The following is a 20,370-nucleotide window of genomic DNA, read 5'->3' on the forward strand; positions in this document are numbered from 1 at the left end:
AATCATAACTGCTACCCTTGCCAACCCTCAGCAAGTATCTCAAGACCATGCGTTCATTGTACAGATAACCAACAAGCAGGACATTATCTTTTACATAGGCTGGCAGCAAGGGACTGTTGCAAGCGACCAGACTGCAGACGTTTTCGTGTCTTGGAAGTCGGATGCTGCGGGCAGCTATAATGCCAAGATGTTTGTACTGGACTATATTGGCGATACGCCAATGATTCCATCAGAGCGACATCAAAAAGATATAAGTAACATAGCATACCGCGATGCACCATCAATAATCCTCATCTGCAAGGCTGATTGAACTCAACCTAGAACTAGTTCTTTAATAGCAAGTCTAATACACTCTCTCATCGTTGTCAGCCAACGGCAGTTTGCGACAAAGCAACAGTGGAATAATTTTTTGTGGAATATATTCCAAGTCGTGCTCAAATTATTCCAAAACTGGAATAATTTGGAATATTAATCCAATGTAGTATTCCAATCCAAGCGTGCAAGATGGAATAAAATATTCATGTATATTCCAAAAAATGCTGGACTGGAAACGCGCGTACGCATGTGTGTATTATGTGGCTACTACTCTACCATCTTGAGCGTGTCAGTTATCGTGACTATCCCGATTACATTGCCCTTTTCGCTTACCAATATGCACTTTGCAAACCTTACAAGCGGGATCAGAGCCTTGGCAGGAGTCGACACGTCAACGATCGGGGGCGGCGGTTCCATCACCTGCGCCACGTGCATGTTCTTGAGGTCCTCCTCTTCCTTCTCCACCATCACCTTGGCAAGGCCGTCCTCGGTCAGTATGCCCACAACTCGCGAAGAATCAAAGACAGGGATCTGACTTATCGAGTTGTCACGCATGACGTCTATGGCCTTGTGCAGCTTTTCGTCCCTTTGGACAGATATCAGGCGGCGGCTGCAGATGTCGCCGGCCTTCATCGAAGTGCGCCCTTCAAGCGAGCCCAGTATTTCAAAGATTTTCCTTGCAGTATCGTAGCTTGGTTTGCACCTGCCAGACTCGATCTGGTTTATCATGGAGGTGCTGACGCCCGTCAGGGCGGCAAGCTTTCTCTGGGTAATCCCAAGCCTGATTCTGGCCTGCTTAATGTATTCGAGCCTTGGCAGCATGCGACTTTTACATTCCCGACTTCCGCACTTATAAGCTTGGGTGCCACACAAGATTTTTTGATAGCCTTATCTCATCAGAAGCTTAAACAGAAATCTTATCTATAAGAGGTAGGTAGACTCCTATGTCATTTGAATTAGCACATCAAAATAACAAGACCAGCGATGGCAATAGATCGATGATTATCAACCCTTGGGAATCGTCGGGATAATAATCATTTGAAAGATGCCTCTAACGATTTTGTTGATTATCTAGAACAAGACATCAGTAACTCTGCAGTGCAGCAATTTGTATAGCCCCATTATCCAATGAGGTTTGCAAAAATTGGAATACGACCAAAGCTGAAAGTGAGCCAGCAGGGAGACGCGTATGAGCAAGAAGCAGACTACATAGCAAGCAAAGTAGTTGCGGAGCCTGCGTCCGTTCAATCATACCAGAATCTCTCAGATAGAAACCATCGCGTTCAGTATCTTCTTCAGTAACAAACAGAGCACAAGAACATGATACAGGCGAGATGGTAGATGATGATAATATGTTGGGAGCCAAATCATCTTCTATAGGATCTATCGATGCAGCAACAGGAAGATTCATGAAAGAACGCCTTGGATTTAACTTTGACAATGTACGAATTCACACAGACGAAGCAGCAGCCAAATCCGCCGAATCTATAGGAGCTCAAGCCTACACAGTTGGCAGAGACATTTTCTTTGGTCGGAATATGTACGAACCGGGTACAATACGCGGAAAAGAATTACTTGCTTACGAACTGGTACATGTCATACTACAAGCTCAGAGTACAGAAATTAAACCTCATCGCAATTTTGCGAACAGCTCTACAGATAGTCTTAGAGCCGAAGTTTCTCATTCTGCTCCTGCAGATGAAGTGCATTTGAGGCCCGTGACTTTCAACAGGCGTACATTTGAAGTCAGAGATGTAATTCTCAATGCAGCTGCCTCAAGGGATGTTAGAACACATGGAAATCTTTGTGCCTGGCCCAGATCAGGCTCATATTATAATTACAGGAAGTCGGGAACTTGGATATAAAACCACACATAACACTCCCGATGATCCTTTTCGATGACAGTGGCTGAAGGATATAGTAGACAACGGTCATGTCGAAATCAATGCAATAAGCATGACTCAAGATTTTCCGGTTAAGGAAGTAACGGCGGGAACGAACACAGTCCAAAGAAATCTTATGGTGCTTGGAGCATCAGGAATCATTCTTCCGCGTCTCTCTGTGGCGCAATCGATTAAACACTACTGCTATGACCTTTGTAGTTAGCACGAATACAACGAGAGATCAAATCGAGACTGGCGTACAAGGACGGGGAGTACTTGGAAGCAAGTCTTTGGCGCACGAGTTGTTCGGACATCTCGTTATCTATGAAAGAGGACCCTGGCAACATGGCAGGCAACTTACAGCACAATATCTGAGACCCCACGGGCAGACAGTATGTTGGTCGAGTCGACCAATTTATCAGCTCGTTTGTAGGGGCATCGAATACCGCCTTCCAATCTCTCACCCAGCGGGTTAGCATGCTCATCTGAACGATGCCTTGACGTGGATGATGAATAATGGTGCAAATCATCTGAGCTTGAACAATATGGGCATCGGCTCGGTGACTAGCGATTTTGCATTACGATGGGAAACCGTAAGTGGGAATTACGACGTTCTGCGCGTAGGCACCCAAGTCCTGCGGCTCCATCATTGCAATCCGCTTGCGGAATCGTCAATTGGTTCGTAGGCTGGTATAGCGGACTTGCGCCTGACAAAGGACTTTTACCAGCATTTTGTCAGGCATTACAACAAGTTTCTCTAGCAGAAATAGAAGACAGCTAGCTGTTGATGTGCTGAATGCAATACGTGCTAACAATAAAAGGCTTCAGAACCAGCCTCAAACTCCACCACAATCAAACCCACCGCATCCTACCCTATGAAATCAACGTATTTTTTGTTCTCTAGAAATTCTCTACTCTTCAATATCTTGTTATTTTTCTTTCCATACAGAAAGCAGCTCTCTCGCCCACCACACTACCTGTGTGTGCCTAAAACCTCAGCACCCGAAAAACGAATTATTCTTGTTTTATATAGAAAATCATAGTTCAAAGCCTTATATTATGTGCGCGCGAATTTTTCTTTGTTCTAGTCTGCAATGGTCAATAACAATAACAATGGCGATGGCAAGTGGGATTCGGTCAAGCGGTACAAGCTTACAAAGATGATAAACGAACTGTCAAGTATATCTGGCCATGGCACAGAGCTTGTCACCGTTTACATTCCGCCCCGGCGACCGATATTTGATGTCATTGCGCAGCTACGCAACGAGTCCGGCACAGCCTCAAACATCAAGTCAGATCTTACTAGAACCCATGTGCAAGACGCGCTCAGCAGGACGATTGAGCAGCTGAAACTTTTCAAGGAGACGCCTGAGAATGGGCTTGTGATATTTTGCGGAGCCATCCCAAACGACAAAGGGATTGGGAAGGAAAAGATAGAGATATACCCTGTGATCCCTCCTAAGCCGATCCAAATCAGCCTGTACAGGTGCGACGACCACTTTTGGACGGACCACCTGAAAGAAATGATGAAGGACGACAAGGTCATTGGCATACTTTCCATAGATACGCAGGAGACAGGCATCGGCATACTGACGGGCGACCGGTGGGAAGTAGTCGATACCATTACGTCGGGCGTCGCAGGTAAGCACCGGCAGGGAGGCCAGTCTGCGAGGAGGTTCGAAAGATTAAGGGAAAACGAGCTGAACGAGTACTACCACAGGGTAGCCGACCACGTAAAGAAGGTATTTATCGACCAGTACAATGTCAAGGGCATAATACTCGGGGGCCCAGGCCCAACAAAGGAGAATTTCCTGAAGGAAGAATACCTCGATTACAGATTGCAAAAGAGCGTCATAGCCACCATTGACTCGTCGTACTCTGGCGAGGAGGGCGTGCGCGAATTGATAGAAAAGGCGCAAAAAGACGGCATCCTGCAAGAGTACCGTGTAATGGAAGAAAAGCAGCTGGTCAAGAAGTTCATGAGCGAGGTGCACTCGGGCAGGGGCCTTGGCATTTATGGCGTACATGACGTCGTCAGGGCTCTTGAGGGCGGCGTGGCCGATCTTGTCATAGTTACAGATGACATCAGCCACGTCCGGCTAGAGTTCAAGTGCAAGGCTTGCAAGAACGTGCAGACAAAGATAGTCGAACGGGCGCAGGTCATAGCCACGAAGCAAGAGTACTTGACAAAGCCGTGCCCGTCGTGCCACGCCACCGACATTGAACCTGTTGAAAAAGACATTGTTGACTACCTGAACGAGCTTGCAACAATGACTGGTGCCCGGCTTGAAGTCATTTCCAGCAAGACAGAAGAAGGGTCACAGCTTGCCAGCCTTGGCAAAATAGGCGCGATTTTGCGTTATAAGCCTATGTAGGCTTGCACGAGCATTCATCTATGCCCTTGAAGCAGCCAGTGCATACTACAAACATGTTGCACCCCATTGGAGTGCATGCCTCAAAGGTCCTCGAATCCCTGCCGCAACTACACTTGTGCATGCACAATCTGTTACATCTAAACAATATCTAGCTTGCGGAAAAACGACTAGTCGTTTTTTCTATTCTTCTTAATTACTATTTTGTACGAGTGCCGGCATGGCAAAGAACGAGATGTTTTTCATTGTTGGTGGCATAGCGGCTGGTGCCGTGATAGCAGGGTCGTTGTTTTTGTTATACCCTGACACGATGTTCCAGAACACCAGCTTTCAGGCACAACAAAGTGGCGAGCTTCCAGATCTTGGCGGGCCTACAACAACCACTACTGCAAGCGCGGGTACCAACAACGGCACAAACAACTCTACTACGACTGGAAGCACTGACGCCGGAGGAGTGCCGGGATCATCAGCACCACACACAGGGTCGCCATATTAGCCTGTGGGGCATAATTGTGCATCCGCGTAAATAGTAAGACACAAAGAGGCGCGCATGGAAATTCCTGCACGATTACAAACATTCGCACGGCAGCAGCTGACTTCTCTCTTGCTGCCACTCTTTTGATAAACTAGTCAAGATTAATTTGACAAGTATTAAATAAAGGTAAAGAAATATCAGCACTTGAGAGAATGCCTACTGAACTAAAAGTTCACCCATCGTTTTTCAAGGAATTTGCCACCAAGACTTGGGTCTCGCCGACAGAGATTGTCAAGGAGCTTGTAGAGAATGCATTTGATGAGGATGCCACAAGAGTTCTTGTCACCGTTCTGAACAACGGATCTATTGCTGTCGAAGATGACGCAGGAATGGATCAAAACGGGATGGAAAAGTTTCTGCTTTTGGGCTCGCCGCACAAAAAGGTCGAATCGATTTCTCCAAAACTGAAAAGGATAAGGACGGGCAGGTACGGCACTGGAAGGCTATCATTTCTGACATCGTTTGAAAGCATGAAAATAAGGACAAAGCGCGGCAATTTCGCCAAGGCGATTGTCATTGACGCAGACGTTCTAGATAAACTGTACACCGGCAATGCCAAGCTTGACGAACTGAAAGAGCCGGCCCTAAAGCGCGATGGCACCGAGCTTGTCATGACCGGCGCCAAGATAGCTGTCGATATGTTCAGGATCATGAAGGAGATCCGCAAGCTGGCAGTGCTGAGGCAACCGATGTTTGAGGTTTATATTAAGACTGCTGACAAGTTCAAGGAATGGAACTTTGACGGCGCACAGGTGATACGTGCGCCCGACATCCAAGGCCACAGGATACCTGTCAACCTTGATGGTGGCAGGATAACTGGCGAAATCATTATTGCAAGGAGGCCGCTGTCAGATGAAGAGCGCGGCATTGCAGTGATGGTTGGGAACCACATCGTAACACACAGTAACTTTGGTTTTGACACAAAGCTTAACCGCGTCACCGGCTTTGTCAGGTGCGACACCCTAACGACAAGGTTCGCCGACAAGTCTGCAATCATTGAAGACGAGGAATACGCTAAGTTCAACCAGCTAATGAAGACATTTGTAATTGATACTGTCATCCCCGGCCTCACAGAGTACGAGGACGTGTTGATAACCCGGGAAGAATCCAAGATCTATCGTGAGATAGACAAGGTGCTTGGGCAGGCCATGGTAGAGACGCTAGAGCTTGAAGAGGAAGTGCAAGGCTACGAGATGGTGGAGGTAAAGGAGCGCGTCAGGACGCGCAAAGAAGAGGGAGGCAAGCACGAGCACAGGGCACATGCTCATGCGAGCCGCCAGGTGGCTGATTATGAAGAGATCAAGCCGCTCCCTCCGGCCAGCTCTGGTATTTCAAAGGCAGATCATGCGCGGCAGCACACGGTAAGCGAATCTGGCATCATCTATGAAGAAGGAACCGCTCCCGAAATCGCCGGCGAGGTCGTCGAGACAGTGGACGAGGCTCAGGCTGATGGGACAGTAATCAGGACAAGAACAGTGAGAAAGCCGATACTGAAAAAGACGTTTGCGCTCAAGAGGATCGGCTACAAGGTCATACCGTACGAGGACGAGACCGATTCCCGCTATAGCTTTACCACAGACAACATTGTGTTTGTGAACAAGGCCAACCCGACCTATAAAGCAGAGGCCGCAAGGGGAGACGAGTTCCTGATGAGACACGTCATCAGCATCGTCGCCGAGGCGGTGGCGCAAGAAAAGCATCCGGAGGGCAAGGAAGCACTTGAGCTCCAGAACCGGCTCGTTTCAGAAGCGATAAGGATACACGATACTAACGTGCTAAAGCGCTAAGCAGAACATATTCGAGTCTGCCCGCAAGCAATTTTCTTTTCCTCCTCCTCTTCTTTTTCCAATAGAAACGACTAAATCTAACTGGCATCTCGATTTACATATATGGCCTTTGAATTCATGCCCGGAGCGACAGTAGTCGGCATATCGTACAATAATGGCGTTATTCTGGCTGCAGAAAAGAGGGTGTCGTTCGGCAACTTTGTTGTGAACAAGAACATCAAAAAGACATTTTCAGTCACAGATCATGTTGGCGCTGCATGCGCCGGCATGGTGGCAGACATGCAGGTGCTCGTAAGGCAGGTCGAGGCTCTGGCCAAGATTCGCAAGCTTGAGACCAGACGCGACGTGGCGCCAAACTCTATCGCTAAGCTGATGTCTGTCATAATGTTTGAGCGAAGGTACTTTCCGCTGTTGACGCAGGTGATCGTAGGCGGCATTAACACAAAGCCTGAAATCTACACGCTTGACCCGCTAGGCTCTGTCCTGCCTGACGATTATGCCGCCGTTGGCACTGGCGCGGAGATGGCGCTTGGCATCATGGATGCCGAGTTCAAGCCCAACATGACTGAAGAAAAGGCCAAGGAGCTGGCCGTCAGGGCGATCAGGTCAGCAATCCAGCGTGACGCGGCAAGCGGAGACGGAATCGACGTGCTGGTCGTATCAAGGACAGGCCACCGTGAAGAAACAATACCGATCCGCAACGCCTAGATTTCTTTGTAGGCTTCCCACATTTTGTCGCTGATGTAATGCAGGTTCTCAACGACATAGCCTTTTGCCATAGCTTTTGCTGATTCACTGTCCTCCAAGGCGACCCCGACTGCAAGAGCCTTGCCGTGCGTCTGGTCCTTTACCACCACGATATCACCCTTTTTGAAAGAATCAAAGTTAGTAATACCTGGCCGCATAACCTTGGCGCCGTTGCATACAAATTTCACGGCCCCCATGTCAACGGTCACGGACGGAAAGCGCTGGAGCACTTCTGGCTTGCTCCCGAGGAACGGCACGATGCTGTCCTGCACTTGCACGGCAACTGTCTCATCAGCGATCAGCAGGCGCCTGCCCTCTTCAACCTCATATATCTTAATGCTCTTAACCTTCGGCACGACACCCTGTGGCCATACAGAGCCCAGCTTATCCAAGAGCTCGCCAGTTTCGCTTTTTGATAACACGAACGTCTTCAGGCTGATCAGAGCAATAATCCGGGCAATGGTATTAATTCGTTCCATTGCTGTACGAACCTTTATTGCAATTCTATACAACATAGTTCTGTGTATATATGCAGTATCAAATTCTGAAGGAGCCCATGACCATACTTGATGTGCAGATGAGCTCTGGCGAAAAGATAACCGCCGAGTCAGGTGCAACGGTCTACATAAAAGGTGACATCGAGATCAAGACTCGGACGTGCGAAGGCGGGCTCTTGAAAAAGCTCAAGGTCACAGCTCTTGGCAGTGAGTCATTCATTGTCAACAATTATATCGCGCAAGGCGATTGTTCCATAGGTGTCACTGGTCCTCCGCTTGGCGACATTGTGCGCCCAGATATCAAGCCTGGCAGTGACTTTATCGTGCAGTCAGGCTCGTACGTCGCATCCACCCAAGGTGTGCTGCTGGACACCAAGTGGCAGGGCTTTACTAAGGGATTGTTTGGAAGTGAATTTTTCATGCTCAAGGCAATGGGTCAAGGCGACCTGTTCTTTAACGCATACGGCGGCATCATGCACAAGCAGCTGGCTGCGAGCGAGAGAATATGATCGACAATTACCACCTAGTCGCGCTCAGCGACCAGGCTGCCTACTGTGTGACCAAGGTCTGAGGCATGAAAACTACGATACCTGGAGGCGAGGGCTTGCCACTGAAGTCACCGGGCCCGGATCGCTGTACTTCCAGACAAAGAACATCCGCGAATTAATTGACCTGCTTGGGATCAACCAAAGAGCAGAAAGGACATCAGGCTCTGGCGTATCGTTCGGTAGGTTCCGTATTGGCTAGGTTAGGTGTTGGTATGGGTAATCGCCTGCCAACAGTCTAGGCAGTACTCGCCGTTTACTTGGAATATTTCAGCAGGCTTGCTCTTGCAGCGGTTGCATACAAATGCGTCGCCATCTGCAATTCCTTCCCTTTTTTCTGTCTCTACGGTTAAAATTTGCATATTTACCTTATAGAAATTTGATGGTAAGTTGCAATATTTATACCTATTTTTGTTCTGCTGAATTACACAGATTTTTATTTATAAAGAATGAAAACTGACTCTCCCAGCCCTTTAGGACCTTTTTGGTTCAGCTAAAGGTAGTATCGCGTATCTCTATCAGATCACGGAGCACTGCACTTGCAGTCTCCATCCCACCTGCGCCCCTGCCGATTATGGTTTGCTGGCCGGAATGCTCTGATGAAAACGTGACTGCATTGAGCGTGCCGTTGACGCATATCGGGTCTGTCTTGGCGACTTCGCTCGGCGTCACATCAAGCTGCCTGCTGTCGCACGCCGCTATGAGCTTGATCGCATTGCCGCGCTGTGCTGCCTTTTTCACATCGGTGACGGTCACCTTGGTGATGCCTGTACGCTTGACATCTTTCATAGTCACCTTCATGCCCATCACCCAGTTTGCCATGATGACCAGCTTTGCCGCGGCATCAAAGCCGTCGACATCAAGTGAGGGGTTTGCTTCGGCATAGCCTTTTTTTGAGGCATCCTGCAGCGCGCTTTCATACGTCAGTCCTTCTTCCATCTTGCTCAGGATATAGTTCGTTGTCCCATTCAATATGCCCTTGAAGGACGTTATCCTGTCGCCCTTTAGGCAGCGCTTTGCAAATTCTAGAATGGGAGTTCCGCCTCCAACCGTCCCGCTGAAACGCAGCATTACTCCATTATAGTTTGCAAGCTCGATCAATGATGGGAATGCGAGGGCAAGCGGCCCCTTGTTCACACTGATCACATGCTTGCCAGTCCTCATCGCTGTGATTATGTGTGAAGTTCCAGGCTCGCCGTCATTAAGGTTGGTCGGCGTGCACTCGAGCACCACTTCTGCCTCGACGCTTTCGATCACCTGCAGCGGGCTGAATTTGCCTCCTCTTTCATAGGCACCCACAGTCCCCTTGGTCTTCTTTGCATCAAGCAGGCGCTGGAGGTCAAGGCCGGCAGGCGCTACCGCCGAGCCATCGTTGTCAACGCATGCCACTATGCGGGGCTTTATCCCATACTTGCTGTACAGGTCGGCTGATCTGGACAGCAGCAGCTTGGCAAAGCTCTGCCCTACGACTCCAAAGCCGACAACGATTACGCGCAATCTAGCTACCGACTTTTAACATCTTGTGTGGGGTTAATAAAACTATAAAACTGAATGCGAGAAACCCTGACACGCATTGAAAATAGATGAGATGGACTTAAGGCTCTTGAACCTCTTGCAAAAAGACAGCTCTGTCCCGCTTGTGAGAATGGCAAGCAGCCTGCGCGTGACAGAGGGAACGGTCAGGAACAGGATAAAGAGGCTCCGCAGGACCGGCGTGATAAGGAAATTCACAATCTCTGTTGACTCGACGGCCATAGGCCAGAATGTAGTAGCGTTCATACTCCTCAATGCTGCGCCGGGCAGGCTGGCCGATGTTGCAAAAAGGCTCTCAACGATCGACGCAATATCTGAGGTGTACGAGACTCATACCTACAGTGACATGCTCCTCAAGGTGAGGGCAAAGAACTCAAGCGACCTCGCTGATATTATCGCAAACAGGATCAAAACAGTAGGCGGGGTCGTAGGCACTCAAGTGATAACTGTGCTCAATGCATGGAAAGAATGACTTATACTATCCTTAACACTATTCTTATATATAAGCACATTCTGTAAAGAGATGTTGGAAAAGTGCTATCGTAATTTCATCGACACCTGCAAGTCGCCGGTAACCAAGGCAAACTATGACCTCCATCTCTCGCAATTCAAGGACTGGATGAAGGCAAAGAAATACTCTGATCTTTTGAAGTACAAACCAAAGCCCTTGCAGGAAAAAATAATCGACTACATCAACTACATGAAGAAACAAAAGCAGTCGCCAGCGTCGATTTATGCCAAGCTCTCAGGTATCCGTCACTTCTATGTTATGAACGACCTTGTTTTGAACTGGCCTAGAATCAAGAAGTTTGTTGGTGCAAGTACAAAGGTCAAGGTAACTCAGGACCGCATTTACACAAAGGAAGAGATAAGGAAGATCCTTGAAAAGTGCGACGAGCGCAAGCGCGTCCTAGTGTTTCTAATGCTTGCGGGTCTTCGCATTGGAGCGTTGCCGGGATTGAAGATAAAACATCTAACAAAGTGGAAGGAATTCAAGCCAGAAGGTGCAGAGAAGCCAATCCCTCTCAATGTGTATCAGATCATTGTTTATGCTGGCGAGCCTGAGGAATATACCACTTTTACAACAGTTGAAGGTGCACAGGCTATCGACTCTTATCTCGATTATAGGCGCCGGTACGGTGAAGAGATCAAGCCAGACGCGCCGCTTATTCGAGAGCAGTTCAAGCCAGAAAATGCAAAAGAGCCAAGGCCGTTATCGCTGCATGCCGTGAAATTCTTACTTGAGAGAGCACTGCTTGACGCCGGGGTACGACAGCGCGGCAAGGACTACACAAAGCGGCAGGAGGTCATGAGGTTTCACGGTTTTAGAAAATACTTTAACACGATGCTGCAAAAGGCAGGATGCAAGCCCGCGATAAAAGAGATGTTGATGGGCCACAAGATGGGGTTAGAAGATAGTTATCTCAGGCCAGACGATGAAGAGCTGCTCACCGAGTTCTTGAAGGCGCTCGATCTATTGACAATCAGTGAAGAGAAGTTGTTAAAACATGAGGTTGAAAAATTGAAAGCGGCAACGGCAGACCTTGACACAATGAAAAAGGGCTATATCGACATAAAGTTGGAGCTTGAGAAAAAGGAGAAGGAGATGGAAAAGCGATTAGAGGAGCAAGACAAAAAGCACAAAGAGGATCTCGATAAGAGAGTTGCAGAGGCTGTTGAGAAGTATATTCAAACAGTATCAGGAAGGGTTGACTTTAGCAAGCTCAGGAGCCAGTAGATAGCTTACATCATCCTTCTTGTTCTTTTTCTGACTATCTACAAAATACAGCATAGCGCGCCCAAGCTCGTCTCTTATCTCGCCAAGAACAGTCATGAATTTGCGATCTTGTCTTAACAAAGAGCCTTTCTTATGACCTAATGACCGGATAGCTTCAATCTCTGATCTGACCTGATATCGTTCTAGATTCTTATCCTTCCATTTGCCCAGTATTGAAAATGATACTGGTTCCCTACCCATGAATAATATTTCTTCTAAAATGAACATCTTGGCTCTGTATCGTACTCTTGCTTTAAAGAATTCCTCAGAGAATCGTATGCTTTGCAGATCTGATATGAGATCTCGACAGCATTTTTCGAGATACGGTTGAAACGACCCAGGTGACAAATATTCGTCAATCACATAGGTAGAATGTATGAGACTTTGAACTGTTTTTTTCTCAAAATATGGCTGAATAAATGCTTCAACAATAGGATCTGAATCATATCTTTCTTTTAGAATTTCAAAATAGCTCCTGAATGGTATCCGCAGCATTGCCCAGAAATATAGCCAGCCTAACGGTGAGATTTTAAAAGGTCTTGCTCTGGCATGAGGTAGCAATTTATCCTCGACCTTGACGATCAACCCTGCATTTGCCAATTCTTTAAAATGCTTGTTAACATGCGGATGCTTCATTGCCTTTCTTTTCTGAACATAGTGGATCATCTCTTCCTTAGATCGTTTCCGCTTCAGATATCGTTCAATCTCTCGTGCATAGAATATTTCATTGTTTAGTGCATATTCTGTAAGATGTCTGAAGAAATCCTTGTCACTGGGTCTTATGTCAAATGCTAGTCGCTTCTGCAGTACACCCTTTCTCTCAAGCTCTGCAATGTACCTAAATAGATGCAATAGCGTACATACTTACACATCTTATTAATAAAAACTTCTATACCTTATTTATGTCACAAAAGACTGTATTCGCTATCCAGCCATTTGAGATGGGTGGAGGTGGGACACCGCATAGATCGCTAGTCATCGTTATTCCTGCGGCCGTAGTCAAGGCTCTTACACTTTCCAAATCTAGCATTTTAGAGCTTAGACTCGATTCAGAATTAAAGAAGATAACACTACAACCACTGAATACACCAGAGGTGATCGAGGAAAATGCAAGTCCTTGAAACTTGTGCTGGCAAAGGGTGCAATAAGCTCGGCACTATACCTCTCACACTACGCTATCTTAATCTGAGCGGCTATTTCTGCGATGAATGTGCGGATTCGCTAGTAAAAGACGGGCTTGCGGTGGAGGCCGCTAAATAAAAAAGGCGATGTGCTACGCCTGCCAGGGCACAACACATCACTGAGGTGTACAAAATGGAATACTCTAGACTAAATAATAAACTCATTGATAACAACCACCAGAAGAAAGTATTCAACGCGTTTGCAGATTTAGCGAGAGAAATTGAGCGACAAACAGCTAGACAAACACATCTCATTGATGCTAAAATCGGACGAGCAAGGTATCTAGTTGATCAGAAAAAGCGGCTGCAGAAAAAATTAGCTGATGTCGATGCGGAGCTAGATTCAATGCGAGGAGATATTACTTGAGTCCTTTGAAGTCGGTTCTTCTGGTTAATCGCACGCTTTTTCTTGATAATGATCCTAGATGCAACTATCTGTTACCTCTCACAAATGGCATAACGGTCAACGAATTTGCCTCGGAAATCATGAGAGCATGCGCAAATTACGATAAGTCCGTTACTTGGGAAGGTGCAAAATTTCTGGCTCGTGAACTTCTCGAGAGTGATACAAAAGGAGTTGAAATGCCTTGGGTATGACTGGAAAAGAGGCCAGACTGCCAGATTCCATGATACCAGAAGATGCGAGAGCCGTCAAGTCGCTTGACAACTTGCTCGATATCGAGACACCTGGTTTATCTGGTCAAGAGGTACAGGTTCCGGCAACCATTGCCAGCAACAGCATCTCATATACCATACCTGTTATAATGAAGGTAAAATGCTTGAACCATGATGACAAACACACATGCGAGAAGGAAGCCTCATTTGCTGTAGATCTAAAGGATTATCCAAAATTCACTGAAGTGTCTGATTTTGTGAGAGAGCGCATCCTGATCAACCTCTTCAAAAATTCAGAAAACACCGGCTTTAATCATAAATGCAGTCTTGTAGTGAAGGACCCTCAAACAACCACCATAAAGCGAATCCGAGCTAGGCCAGTAGTCAAGAATCTTCTCAGCAAAGATGGCAAGTTTTACGATAGCATGGGCCGCGAATGGAAATCAATAGACATTTTCGTACTGCAAAACGGACTGGCTACTCAACCCGGCAAACACATCGAGCTTACAGGGCTTGTCCTGCCTGATCCACGTTCTTCAAGAATCACCATGATGGCGCGGCATGTCAATGAGGCACAAGAGGCATCAGCTGACATCGAAGAGATGAACCGACTTGCCAAATTATTTGAGAATTGGACAGTCGAGCAAAGAATGGATTGGATCATCAAAAATGTTGCCACCTATGCAAAAGTTGTGAAGCGTGAGAATGTTATCCACGGTGCCTTGCTTTGCTTTTTCTCGCCTCTATACCTGAATTTCAACGGGGAAAAGATCAAGGGATGGATGAAGATAGTAATCATTGGCGATTCTACGGCTGGCAAGTCAAAGACTGTGAGAACTGTAATTAACGAACTGTTCGGTCTTGGGCAGATCATAAGCGGTGAAATGGCTTCGATGGCCGGACTTGCCGCCGCCAACATGCAGGCGTCATCTGGACAATGGATGATAGAATACGGTCCCTTTGTTCTCATGGATGCAAAACTTCTCGCTGTCGATGGTGCTCACAAGGTAAGCGCTAGCGACTGGGCTGCTATTGGTGAAGCTGAAAGAGATGGTATACTAAGAGTTACAAAAGCAGGCAAGGCCGAAGCGAATGCAAGAACTCGCTTAATACTGATCTACAATCCTGTAACTGAAGATAGGCGTTTCACAAGAGCAATGGACACCTTCCGGCGGGGAGCTCAAGCGATTGAGACGGTGATGGATGCGACAAGCATAGCAAGAACTGATCTAGCCATATTTGTGAATGCTTCAGATGTTACGCCTGAAGATATCCACATTGTCCATAAAGGAACTACGGATCCAGAGCTACAATGCTTAACATCGCTATGCAGACACGTATGGACAGGAAAGTACGAGACAATTTTTGAAGATAAAGCCCTTGAGAAGATACTATCTGAAGCAACACGGATTCAAAAGAAGTATTACCTCACTAGGATCCCTCTTGCCAGCCCAGATATTGACAAGAAATTAGCCAGACTATCTGCATCACTCGCCGCGCTCACCTGTAGCTTTTCATCCGATTGGTCAACACTGACAGTCAAGCAAGAACATGTGGATTATGTTGTAAACCTCCTAGAAAGTGAATACGAGAATGCTGGACTTGGCTCATTGGCGATGGATGACAGGCAAGAAGTGACACCTGATGAAGCAGCTACCCTTATTCAAAATATGCAGACAGCGCTCGGACAAAAGGCCCTAGATGATAAGGTAATTCATGAGATGATTAACTGGATTTCCGGAAAGGAAAAGTTCACTCGTGAAGATATGATGCACAAATTCCGGCTATCAGACAAAGAACAACTGCGACCTTTGGTTCACCAAATGAAGGAAGATGGACTCTTAAAACAAGGCAATCGGGGATTCACGGCAACATTGAAGCTCACCAAACTTTCGAAGGTAATAGGTGACAAGAACAATGCTTCATAGGGGTATCTTTTTTGGCCTTGGTAGAGTCGGCAGAGTTGGCAAAACGCCACCAAGTCTGCCAAGTCTACCAACCCTAGAAATGATATCCCCCTCTATGACCACATGGCAAAGCCTCCTCGTGGCGTGGTCGGGTAACGCGAATTTGCCAAGGAAAAGAGAAAAAACATGAGTCAAACAACAACCGCGATCGAAACAGCAGCCGAAGGTACAGCAGCGATGATGTTGATAGAGCCAGCGGCAGAGATTGAAGAGCTGAAACACCACTGGCAGAAAATACAGGAGCTAAAGAGGAGCATCCTTGACAAGTCAGACATTCAGGAAATAAGCGGCAAAGCGTACGTCAAGCGCTCAGGCTGGCGCAAGCTGCAAAGTGCGTTCGCTATCTCTGACAGGATAGTAAGCAAGGAACGCGAAGATCAGGACGACGGCCACTTTCTGTGGCGCGTTGAAGTCGAAGCCTATCATGTCAGAACTGGGCGCTCAGCCATGGGAATAGGGACCTGCAGCACGAAAGAGAGGAAGTTTGCACACCCTGACCATGACATACTGGCGACAGCTCATACCAGAGCGAAAAACAGAGCTATAAGCGATCTCATAGGGTTAGGTGAGCTTTCTTTTGAAGAAATAGACGCTAATCCTGAGCCGGTGGCAAGCCAGCATCAGCCGCCCGCAGCACCAGCACCGACTATCAAGAAGGAAGAGATGTGCAGTTGCGGCCATAGCAGACCTTTACATATCAGCGACGGCAAAGCCCTGTACTGCATGCAATGCGTGAGAGAAGGAAAAGAAGACGTAAAATGCAACCTTCCGATCGTTGGAAGGTAGCTAACCTTTCATTTTTTCAATAATGTGGCATGGCTCACAAGCCTTGCAGCTCTCGCATACCGTCGCCGTACTCCTGCCGCATGACTTGCAGTTCTGGTAATCGCGGTGCAGGACACCAATGTAAGGGTGATTCACGTATGAAAATTATCGTAAATCCAACCGTCAAGTCTACTGACTCGACTTGTACAGCCACATGGATAGACATATCATGAGGACTATACTGCCGTCAATTTGTCGGCTGGTTTTTTCTTCCGCACAATGACAGTCACTTTGTTGTCCTTGATGTTTGCTAACCATTCCAGAACATCGCCTGGCTGTAGCTGTAAAAAGTCCACGACATCCTGCGGTACGGTACTCCGAAGGGAAGGACTTCCTTTTGTTGCCTGGAAAATGACCGTTTCAGACTTGAACCATAGGCCATCTATTGACATGATAGAAAATTATAGTAGTCATCGGCACATGTCTATTGTGCCATAGTTTCTGTGGCAATTTTAGAGTATATGAGTGAACTCGCGCCACAACCACAGCAGCCTGATCAGCCAGTTACAGCGACAGAAGAGCAGCTGCAAGAGCCGATGCAGCAATTCAACATTATCCTAGCCTGCAGGCCGTGTAGCGTAAAAATGAATTTCACTTATCGTAATCCAGATCGCAAGCCTTCCCGGTGCATCTATTGCGGGCGGCGTGCCGAAGAGATGATAGAGAGCGGCTAATCTTCTTTCTTTTCTATCTTTTCGATACACAGTTTGTTTTTCTCTAGTCTGAAACGAATCTTTTCACCCGGCTTCAATGCCATGCCACGCTGAACAGGTTTTGGAATCACAACGCCGAGAGAGTTACCCCACTTGACAAGAGTTCCTTCAAAGATTGCCGACATTTCTTCTATAGCCATCGCTGTATATACACACGTCTATTATATTTATATGTATAGACGGTTAACTAATGGTGAACATATACGTATATATAGACATAAATAGTACCATTTCCCATATTGACGCATGGCAAAACAAGCCAGCACGGCCGTTAGCAGCGGTCAAAAAACCCAAACAGCACGAGAAGACAACGGAAAATCAAAATCCAAAGAAAAGCTGCATTGGACAAAGGTTACCTTGGACCTGACAACTGAAGAGCTAGAAATCTACAAGCAGATAGCAGATCGCTTCGATACACCACTAGCAGACTACTTGGTAAATGAGATTAGGGATTCTAGCAGGGGCTTATGCGAGCCTGAATTTGTAGGCGCTCCATTTGCCCACACATCTAAATCGCGCCTGAAAGCGATAATAGAATTGGCAGAGAAGCAAAAGCCAGACACCGATGATATCGTTACTCTAAGCATCAAGGTGAATAGAAAGCACTGGGATCGTTTTATGAAGTTGCCCGAACCTGTCAGACAGGCATATCTTGAAAGAGTAGTTGATGACACCGTTGAAGAAATCTTTAAGGATCCAAAGATGCTAGGTTACTATATGAATGAATACACTAAGGAGAAGGGCGACCTAAAGAGCTTGGCTTGATACAACCTGTCTGCTGACCCTTTCCTTCTTCTCTTTTTTCAAAACTATATACACGCGTCTTGTGATAGTAGTTGATTTATTGTACTAGAGTGAGCATAATAATGGTCAAATGAGCGAGCGAGCGAATCAAAAAGACAGAATCATTCGGTCTGTAAATCCTGCTCGGTCCATGCTCTCATTGACCGAATCGAATCATTAACCCCTGTCTTTTGCAATTCTGATTCGGTGTTCCAGAGAGGTGACAAGAGGTGCCCTATAACAGTACTATAAGGGGCAGGGTTTGTCAAGCATAACATAACAAAAATAACAAAATGGTTATGGTTTTAGTTACTGTTATGTTATATTGTCTCAACCCTAAGAATATAACAGATCCATGCCTAAAACGGCTTATTGTCTGTTGGCTGCATTGCTGATCTATTTCTCGCGTGTAGCGCGCTAAGGGGTGGGGGGTACTATTATTAACATCTTTGTTACGGCAACGATTTTAACGGTAACAGGTAACAGAACCATAGACTTTGTTACCAGCTGTTACCGTTGCTGTTACCCCGTCTCATGCCAGCAGCACAGAGTTACAGGCATGTTGCAACTGTTACTTGTGACCGAGTTAAAGAAGTCACTGGTCAACTGTCTTGATATCGACTCGGTTAGGGTTAGCTATCCATGTCCTGACGTCCTTTGCCAGCGGCGCTTTTAGAGCCATGTCTGTTTTTTGCGCGTGCTCGGACCTCATTTGCAGGATGTACGCAAGCTGGTTAAGTTCATCTTCGCTCAGCGGGCTATCCTCCATCGCTATCATGTTTTGCAGGCGCTCGTTTGTAATGCCTATCTCATCTAAGAACTCGCGGAAACCTTCAATCTGCTCCTTTTCTTTCAGGCCTATATCAAGCTCGGGATGCTTGCGCTTTAAATCGAGCAGCGCTTCTTCTGGCTCCAAAGTTCTGTCTATCCAATCTGGATCAAATATGTCAGGGTTCAGCTTTTCAAGTTTTTTTACAAAGTTGGAATACAATAAGGGATTTTCAAGCGTTGACAGGCGGGCGCGCTCGGCCCGTGTAAAAATGCGTTGACGCCGCGTCGTTTCATGGCGATGCAAGCCTCTATAGGCTTCCAGACTCATACCGGGATTGCCGCGAACCGTGATAGAACGTCTGCTGCTCTTGGGATAGAATCTACCATCTTTGCGTCTGCCGAATTGCATAAAAGAAAATTACACTAAGAAGCAGGACGCGGCGGGCTGCTACCGCGCCCTGCTGCAATGCAGGAGGGTCATAAAGCGACTGGCAGCCCAGTATGGCAACTTACAGCATATGAAACTGGAGCATGATCAAAGGAAAATTCAATTTTCAAACATGGCCTTTTTAACCAAGATATACCTGATTTTTACTTTCATCGTAGTTGGATCTGTTGGCTATTACGCATGGAATAACAAGCAGGCCGATGTTGTGATCTTTGTATTTGTCCTACTCTATGGCATAATTTCAACGGTAATTTTCAGCTCCTGGCGCAAGCGCGGCAGGGCAGCAACTACTCCTTAATTTTACTGTAGAATGCGCCGCGAAGTTGTACCCGAGCTAAATGCCAAGTGGATGCAAAAATTACACATAGCGCCATTGGCCTTAGATGCCGACCTGATGGATCTATCGCAAGGGTTCCGCGCTAGGCTGTACGAGTCGCTACTAACACATGGGTGGGACCAAAGTCAAAGTTTGGTTCTGGCCTCTTCAGACGATCACCGGCTTGACAACCAGATAATTCAGGGCAGACATCGCGTTGTTCTGATATCAAAGATAATAGAAGATGGTCACAAATTTGATATCTCCAAGATCCTGATAAGGCGAGAGCCGGTTGATAGCATCGACCAGCTAAGAGCCTTGAGAGCCGCCTATGAGACAACGGCCTCCCTGACCAAAGACCCCAGAATGTCTAAAAAGTGGATTGAATCTAACCTCAAGCCCATCATAAAGAACAGGGTGCAAGAGGGCCAGACAAAGATCCTCTCTTATCTTCATGATTGCGGCTTTTATAATGACTCTATAGCAGCCGAATTGATAGAGCGTGAGCTTGAGCAGCTTGAAAAGAAGAGGGTAAAGAAAACAAAACAGCAGCCACAGTCAAGGATTCCAGAGCATATCAAAAATCAATCATGGAATGGACCTGCGCCAAGGACGGTCGATAATGCAACGTCATATATCAGGGAACTTAAGTTCAATTGCGATCATTGTGGAAAGGAGAACAAAAGGAAGGTTCACATAGTGTGCAGCCATGGCGGCGATCTGATGTCTCTTGAGCCCGCAACATAAGGTTTTAGATTAA

At 46.8% G+C, this 20,370-nt stretch carries 23 protein-coding genes; 15 read left to right on the top strand and 8 right to left on the bottom strand.

Features of this window, described 5'->3' with window-relative positions; all coding sequences use genetic code 11:
- Positions 1 to 582: 582 nt before the first annotated feature.
- Positions 583 to 1,137 carry a CBS domain-containing protein gene (locus NGAR_RS07855; protein ID WP_015019156.1) on the bottom strand — a complete coding sequence of 185 codons (555 nt, stop codon included), beginning with the start codon at positions 1,135 to 1,137 and terminating at the stop codon, positions 583 to 585.
- Positions 1,138 to 1,649: 512 nt separating this feature from the next.
- Here NGAR_RS07855 and NGAR_RS07860 point away from each other — a divergent pair.
- The 5 genes from NGAR_RS07860 to NGAR_RS07880 all read left to right on the top strand — a co-directional run bounded on the left by NGAR_RS07860 (position 1,650) and on the right by NGAR_RS07880 (position 7,600).
- The gene (locus NGAR_RS07860; RefSeq protein WP_015019158.1) at positions 1,650 to 2,180 is read left to right on the top strand and encodes an eCIS core domain-containing protein; all 531 of its coding nucleotides are present in this window, start codon (positions 1,650 to 1,652) and stop codon (positions 2,178 to 2,180) included.
- A 1,112-nt stretch (positions 2,181 to 3,292) separates the two neighbouring features.
- Positions 3,293 to 4,573 (top strand): peptide chain release factor aRF-1, encoded by a 1,281-nt coding sequence (prf1, locus tag NGAR_RS07865; protein WP_015019159.1) that lies wholly within the window; start codon positions 3,293 to 3,295, stop codon positions 4,571 to 4,573.
- Between the two features lie 217 nt (positions 4,574 to 4,790).
- Entirely contained in the window at positions 4,791 to 5,066 is a 276-nt protein-coding gene (locus NGAR_RS07870) for a hypothetical protein (RefSeq protein ID WP_148681164.1), read from the top strand.
- A gap of 191 nt (positions 5,067 to 5,257) precedes the next feature.
- Positions 5,258 to 6,892: an ATP-binding protein gene (locus tag NGAR_RS07875; RefSeq protein ID WP_015019160.1), complete on the top strand. Its 1,635-nt coding sequence runs from the start codon at positions 5,258 to 5,260 to the stop codon at positions 6,890 to 6,892.
- Between the two features lie 102 nt (positions 6,893 to 6,994).
- On the top strand, positions 6,995 to 7,600 hold the full coding sequence (locus NGAR_RS07880) for an Ntn hydrolase family protein (protein WP_015019161.1): 606 nt from the start codon (positions 6,995 to 6,997) through the stop codon (positions 7,598 to 7,600).
- Here the strand turns inward: NGAR_RS07880 and NGAR_RS07885 are convergent.
- Positions 7,597 to 8,118 (bottom strand): PUA domain-containing protein, encoded by a 522-nt coding sequence (locus tag NGAR_RS07885; protein WP_015019162.1) that lies wholly within the window; start codon positions 8,116 to 8,118, stop codon positions 7,597 to 7,599. The genes NGAR_RS07880 and NGAR_RS07885 overlap by 4 nt on opposite strands.
- Before the next feature lie 50 nt (positions 8,119 to 8,168).
- Between NGAR_RS07885 and NGAR_RS07890 the strand changes: the two genes are divergently transcribed.
- Positions 8,169 to 8,645: a TIGR00266 family protein gene (locus NGAR_RS07890; RefSeq protein WP_228369323.1), complete on the top strand. Its 477-nt coding sequence runs from the start codon at positions 8,169 to 8,171 to the stop codon at positions 8,643 to 8,645.
- Positions 8,646 to 8,884: 239 nt separating this feature from the next.
- Here NGAR_RS07890 and NGAR_RS17445 read toward each other — a convergent pair whose 3' ends face one another.
- Positions 8,885 to 9,043: a hypothetical protein gene (locus NGAR_RS17445; protein ID WP_015019164.1), complete on the bottom strand. Its 159-nt coding sequence runs from the start codon at positions 9,041 to 9,043 to the stop codon at positions 8,885 to 8,887.
- A gap of 127 nt (positions 9,044 to 9,170) precedes the next feature.
- Positions 9,171 to 10,178, bottom strand: coding sequence for a homoserine dehydrogenase (locus NGAR_RS07895; protein WP_015019165.1), 1,008 nt, complete (start codon positions 10,176 to 10,178; stop codon positions 9,171 to 9,173).
- Between the two features lie 76 nt (positions 10,179 to 10,254).
- Here NGAR_RS07895 and NGAR_RS07900 point away from each other — a divergent pair, with 76 nt between their 5' ends.
- The gene (locus tag NGAR_RS07900; protein WP_015019166.1) at positions 10,255 to 10,686 is read left to right on the top strand and encodes an Lrp/AsnC family transcriptional regulator; all 432 of its coding nucleotides are present in this window, start codon (positions 10,255 to 10,257) and stop codon (positions 10,684 to 10,686) included.
- Positions 10,687 to 10,737: 51 nt separating this feature from the next.
- A complete protein-coding gene (locus NGAR_RS07905; protein WP_148681166.1) occupies positions 10,738 to 11,952 on the top strand; it encodes a tyrosine-type recombinase/integrase in 1,215 nt (404 codons plus the stop codon).
- On the opposite strand, the gene NGAR_RS07910 is transcribed toward NGAR_RS07905, so the two are convergent.
- A complete protein-coding gene (locus NGAR_RS07910) occupies positions 11,914 to 12,843 on the bottom strand; it encodes a hypothetical protein (RefSeq protein WP_015019168.1) in 930 nt (309 codons plus the stop codon). The two genes, NGAR_RS07905 and NGAR_RS07910, sit on opposite strands and share 39 nt — an antisense overlap.
- Positions 12,844 to 13,305: 462 nt before the next feature.
- Here NGAR_RS07910 and NGAR_RS07915 point away from each other — a divergent pair, with 462 nt between their 5' ends.
- The 3 genes from NGAR_RS07915 to NGAR_RS07925 all read left to right on the top strand — a co-directional run bounded on the left by NGAR_RS07915 (position 13,306) and on the right by NGAR_RS07925 (position 16,540).
- Entirely contained in the window at positions 13,306 to 13,539 is a 234-nt protein-coding gene (locus NGAR_RS07915) for a hypothetical protein (RefSeq protein WP_148681167.1), read from the top strand.
- 259 nt (positions 13,540 to 13,798) lie between these two features.
- Positions 13,799 to 15,715: a minichromosome maintenance protein MCM gene (locus tag NGAR_RS07920; RefSeq protein WP_187147724.1), complete on the top strand. Its 1,917-nt coding sequence runs from the start codon at positions 13,799 to 13,801 to the stop codon at positions 15,713 to 15,715.
- 165 nt (positions 15,716 to 15,880) lie between these two features.
- On the top strand, positions 15,881 to 16,540 hold the full coding sequence (locus NGAR_RS07925; RefSeq protein ID WP_148681169.1) for a hypothetical protein: 660 nt from the start codon (positions 15,881 to 15,883) through the stop codon (positions 16,538 to 16,540).
- Positions 16,541 to 16,755: 215 nt separating this feature from the next.
- Here the strand turns inward: NGAR_RS07925 and NGAR_RS07930 are convergent, their stop codons facing one another.
- Positions 16,756 to 16,971 carry a hypothetical protein gene (locus NGAR_RS07930; RefSeq protein WP_015019174.1) on the bottom strand — a complete coding sequence of 72 codons (216 nt, stop codon included), beginning with the start codon at positions 16,969 to 16,971 and terminating at the stop codon, positions 16,756 to 16,758.
- Positions 16,972 to 17,040: 69 nt separating this feature from the next.
- Here NGAR_RS07930 and NGAR_RS07935 point away from each other — a divergent pair, with 69 nt between their 5' ends.
- Complete coding sequence (locus NGAR_RS07935; protein ID WP_015019175.1) at positions 17,041 to 17,253, top strand: hypothetical protein; 213 nt, start codon at positions 17,041 to 17,043, stop codon at positions 17,251 to 17,253.
- Here the strand turns inward: NGAR_RS07935 and NGAR_RS07940 are convergent.
- Positions 17,250 to 17,432, bottom strand: coding sequence for an AbrB/MazE/SpoVT family DNA-binding domain-containing protein (locus tag NGAR_RS07940; RefSeq protein ID WP_015019176.1), 183 nt, complete (start codon positions 17,430 to 17,432; stop codon positions 17,250 to 17,252). The two genes, NGAR_RS07935 and NGAR_RS07940, sit on opposite strands and share 4 nt — an antisense overlap.
- A gap of 106 nt (positions 17,433 to 17,538) precedes the next feature.
- On the opposite strand from NGAR_RS07940, the gene NGAR_RS07945 reads away from it, so the two are divergent.
- A complete protein-coding gene (locus tag NGAR_RS07945) occupies positions 17,539 to 18,057 on the top strand; it encodes a hypothetical protein (RefSeq protein ID WP_015019177.1) in 519 nt (172 codons plus the stop codon).
- 613 nt (positions 18,058 to 18,670) lie between these two features.
- Here the strand turns inward: NGAR_RS07945 and NGAR_RS07950 are convergent.
- A complete protein-coding gene (locus NGAR_RS07950) occupies positions 18,671 to 19,174 on the bottom strand; it encodes a hypothetical protein (protein ID WP_148681170.1) in 504 nt (167 codons plus the stop codon).
- 61 nt (positions 19,175 to 19,235) lie between these two features.
- Here NGAR_RS07950 and NGAR_RS07955 point away from each other — a divergent pair, with 61 nt between their 5' ends.
- Together NGAR_RS07955 and NGAR_RS07960 are read left to right on the top strand one after the other, a co-directional pair.
- Positions 19,236 to 19,592: a hypothetical protein gene (locus NGAR_RS07955; protein WP_015019179.1), complete on the top strand. Its 357-nt coding sequence runs from the start codon at positions 19,236 to 19,238 to the stop codon at positions 19,590 to 19,592.
- Between the two features lie 75 nt (positions 19,593 to 19,667).
- Positions 19,668 to 20,357 carry a hypothetical protein gene (locus NGAR_RS07960; protein ID WP_148681171.1) on the top strand — a complete coding sequence of 230 codons (690 nt, stop codon included), beginning with the start codon at positions 19,668 to 19,670 and terminating at the stop codon, positions 20,355 to 20,357.
- The last annotated feature ends 13 nt before the right edge of the window (positions 20,358 to 20,370 follow it).

This window comes from Candidatus Nitrososphaera gargensis Ga9.2, from assembly GCF_000303155.1.
GTDB classification, from domain to species: domain Archaea; phylum Thermoproteota; class Nitrososphaeria; order Nitrososphaerales; family Nitrososphaeraceae; genus Nitrososphaera; species Nitrososphaera gargensis.

What these genes read in the sequence shown, in the direction of transcription:
- NGAR_RS07855 (WP_015019156.1), bottom strand. Translation starts at nt 1,137, where the DNA reads ATGCTGCCAAGGCTCGAATACATTAAGCAGGCCAGAATCAGGCTTGGG.
- NGAR_RS07860 (WP_015019158.1), top strand. Translation starts at nt 1,650, where the DNA reads ATGGTAGATGATGATAATATGTTGGGAGCCAAATCATCTTCTATAGGA.
- prf1 (WP_015019159.1), top strand. Translation starts at nt 3,293, where the DNA reads ATGGTCAATAACAATAACAATGGCGATGGCAAGTGGGATTCGGTCAAG.
- NGAR_RS07870 (WP_148681164.1), top strand. Translation starts at nt 4,791, where the DNA reads ATGGCAAAGAACGAGATGTTTTTCATTGTTGGTGGCATAGCGGCTGGT.
- NGAR_RS07875 (WP_015019160.1), top strand. Translation starts at nt 5,258, where the DNA reads ATGCCTACTGAACTAAAAGTTCACCCATCGTTTTTCAAGGAATTTGCC.
- NGAR_RS07880 (WP_015019161.1), top strand. Translation starts at nt 6,995, where the DNA reads ATGGCCTTTGAATTCATGCCCGGAGCGACAGTAGTCGGCATATCGTAC.
- NGAR_RS07885 (WP_015019162.1), bottom strand. Translation starts at nt 8,118, where the DNA reads ATGGAACGAATTAATACCATTGCCCGGATTATTGCTCTGATCAGCCTG.
- NGAR_RS07890 (WP_228369323.1), top strand. Translation starts at nt 8,169, where the DNA reads ATGCAGTATCAAATTCTGAAGGAGCCCATGACCATACTTGATGTGCAG.
- NGAR_RS17445 (WP_015019164.1), bottom strand. Translation starts at nt 9,043, where the DNA reads ATGCAAATTTTAACCGTAGAGACAGAAAAAAGGGAAGGAATTGCAGAT.
- NGAR_RS07905 (WP_148681166.1), top strand. Translation starts at nt 10,738, where the DNA reads ATGTTGGAAAAGTGCTATCGTAATTTCATCGACACCTGCAAGTCGCCG.
- NGAR_RS07915 (WP_148681167.1), top strand. Translation starts at nt 13,306, where the DNA reads ATGGAATACTCTAGACTAAATAATAAACTCATTGATAACAACCACCAG.
- NGAR_RS07920 (WP_187147724.1), top strand. Translation starts at nt 13,799, where the DNA reads ATGATACCAGAAGATGCGAGAGCCGTCAAGTCGCTTGACAACTTGCTC.
- NGAR_RS07925 (WP_148681169.1), top strand. Translation starts at nt 15,881, where the DNA reads ATGAGTCAAACAACAACCGCGATCGAAACAGCAGCCGAAGGTACAGCA.
- NGAR_RS07930 (WP_015019174.1), bottom strand. Translation starts at nt 16,971, where the DNA reads ATGTCAATAGATGGCCTATGGTTCAAGTCTGAAACGGTCATTTTCCAG.
- NGAR_RS07935 (WP_015019175.1), top strand. Translation starts at nt 17,041, where the DNA reads ATGAGTGAACTCGCGCCACAACCACAGCAGCCTGATCAGCCAGTTACA.
- NGAR_RS07940 (WP_015019176.1), bottom strand. Translation starts at nt 17,432, where the DNA reads ATGGCTATAGAAGAAATGTCGGCAATCTTTGAAGGAACTCTTGTCAAG.
- NGAR_RS07945 (WP_015019177.1), top strand. Translation starts at nt 17,539, where the DNA reads ATGGCAAAACAAGCCAGCACGGCCGTTAGCAGCGGTCAAAAAACCCAA.
- NGAR_RS07950 (WP_148681170.1), bottom strand. Translation starts at nt 19,174, where the DNA reads ATGAGTCTGGAAGCCTATAGAGGCTTGCATCGCCATGAAACGACGCGG.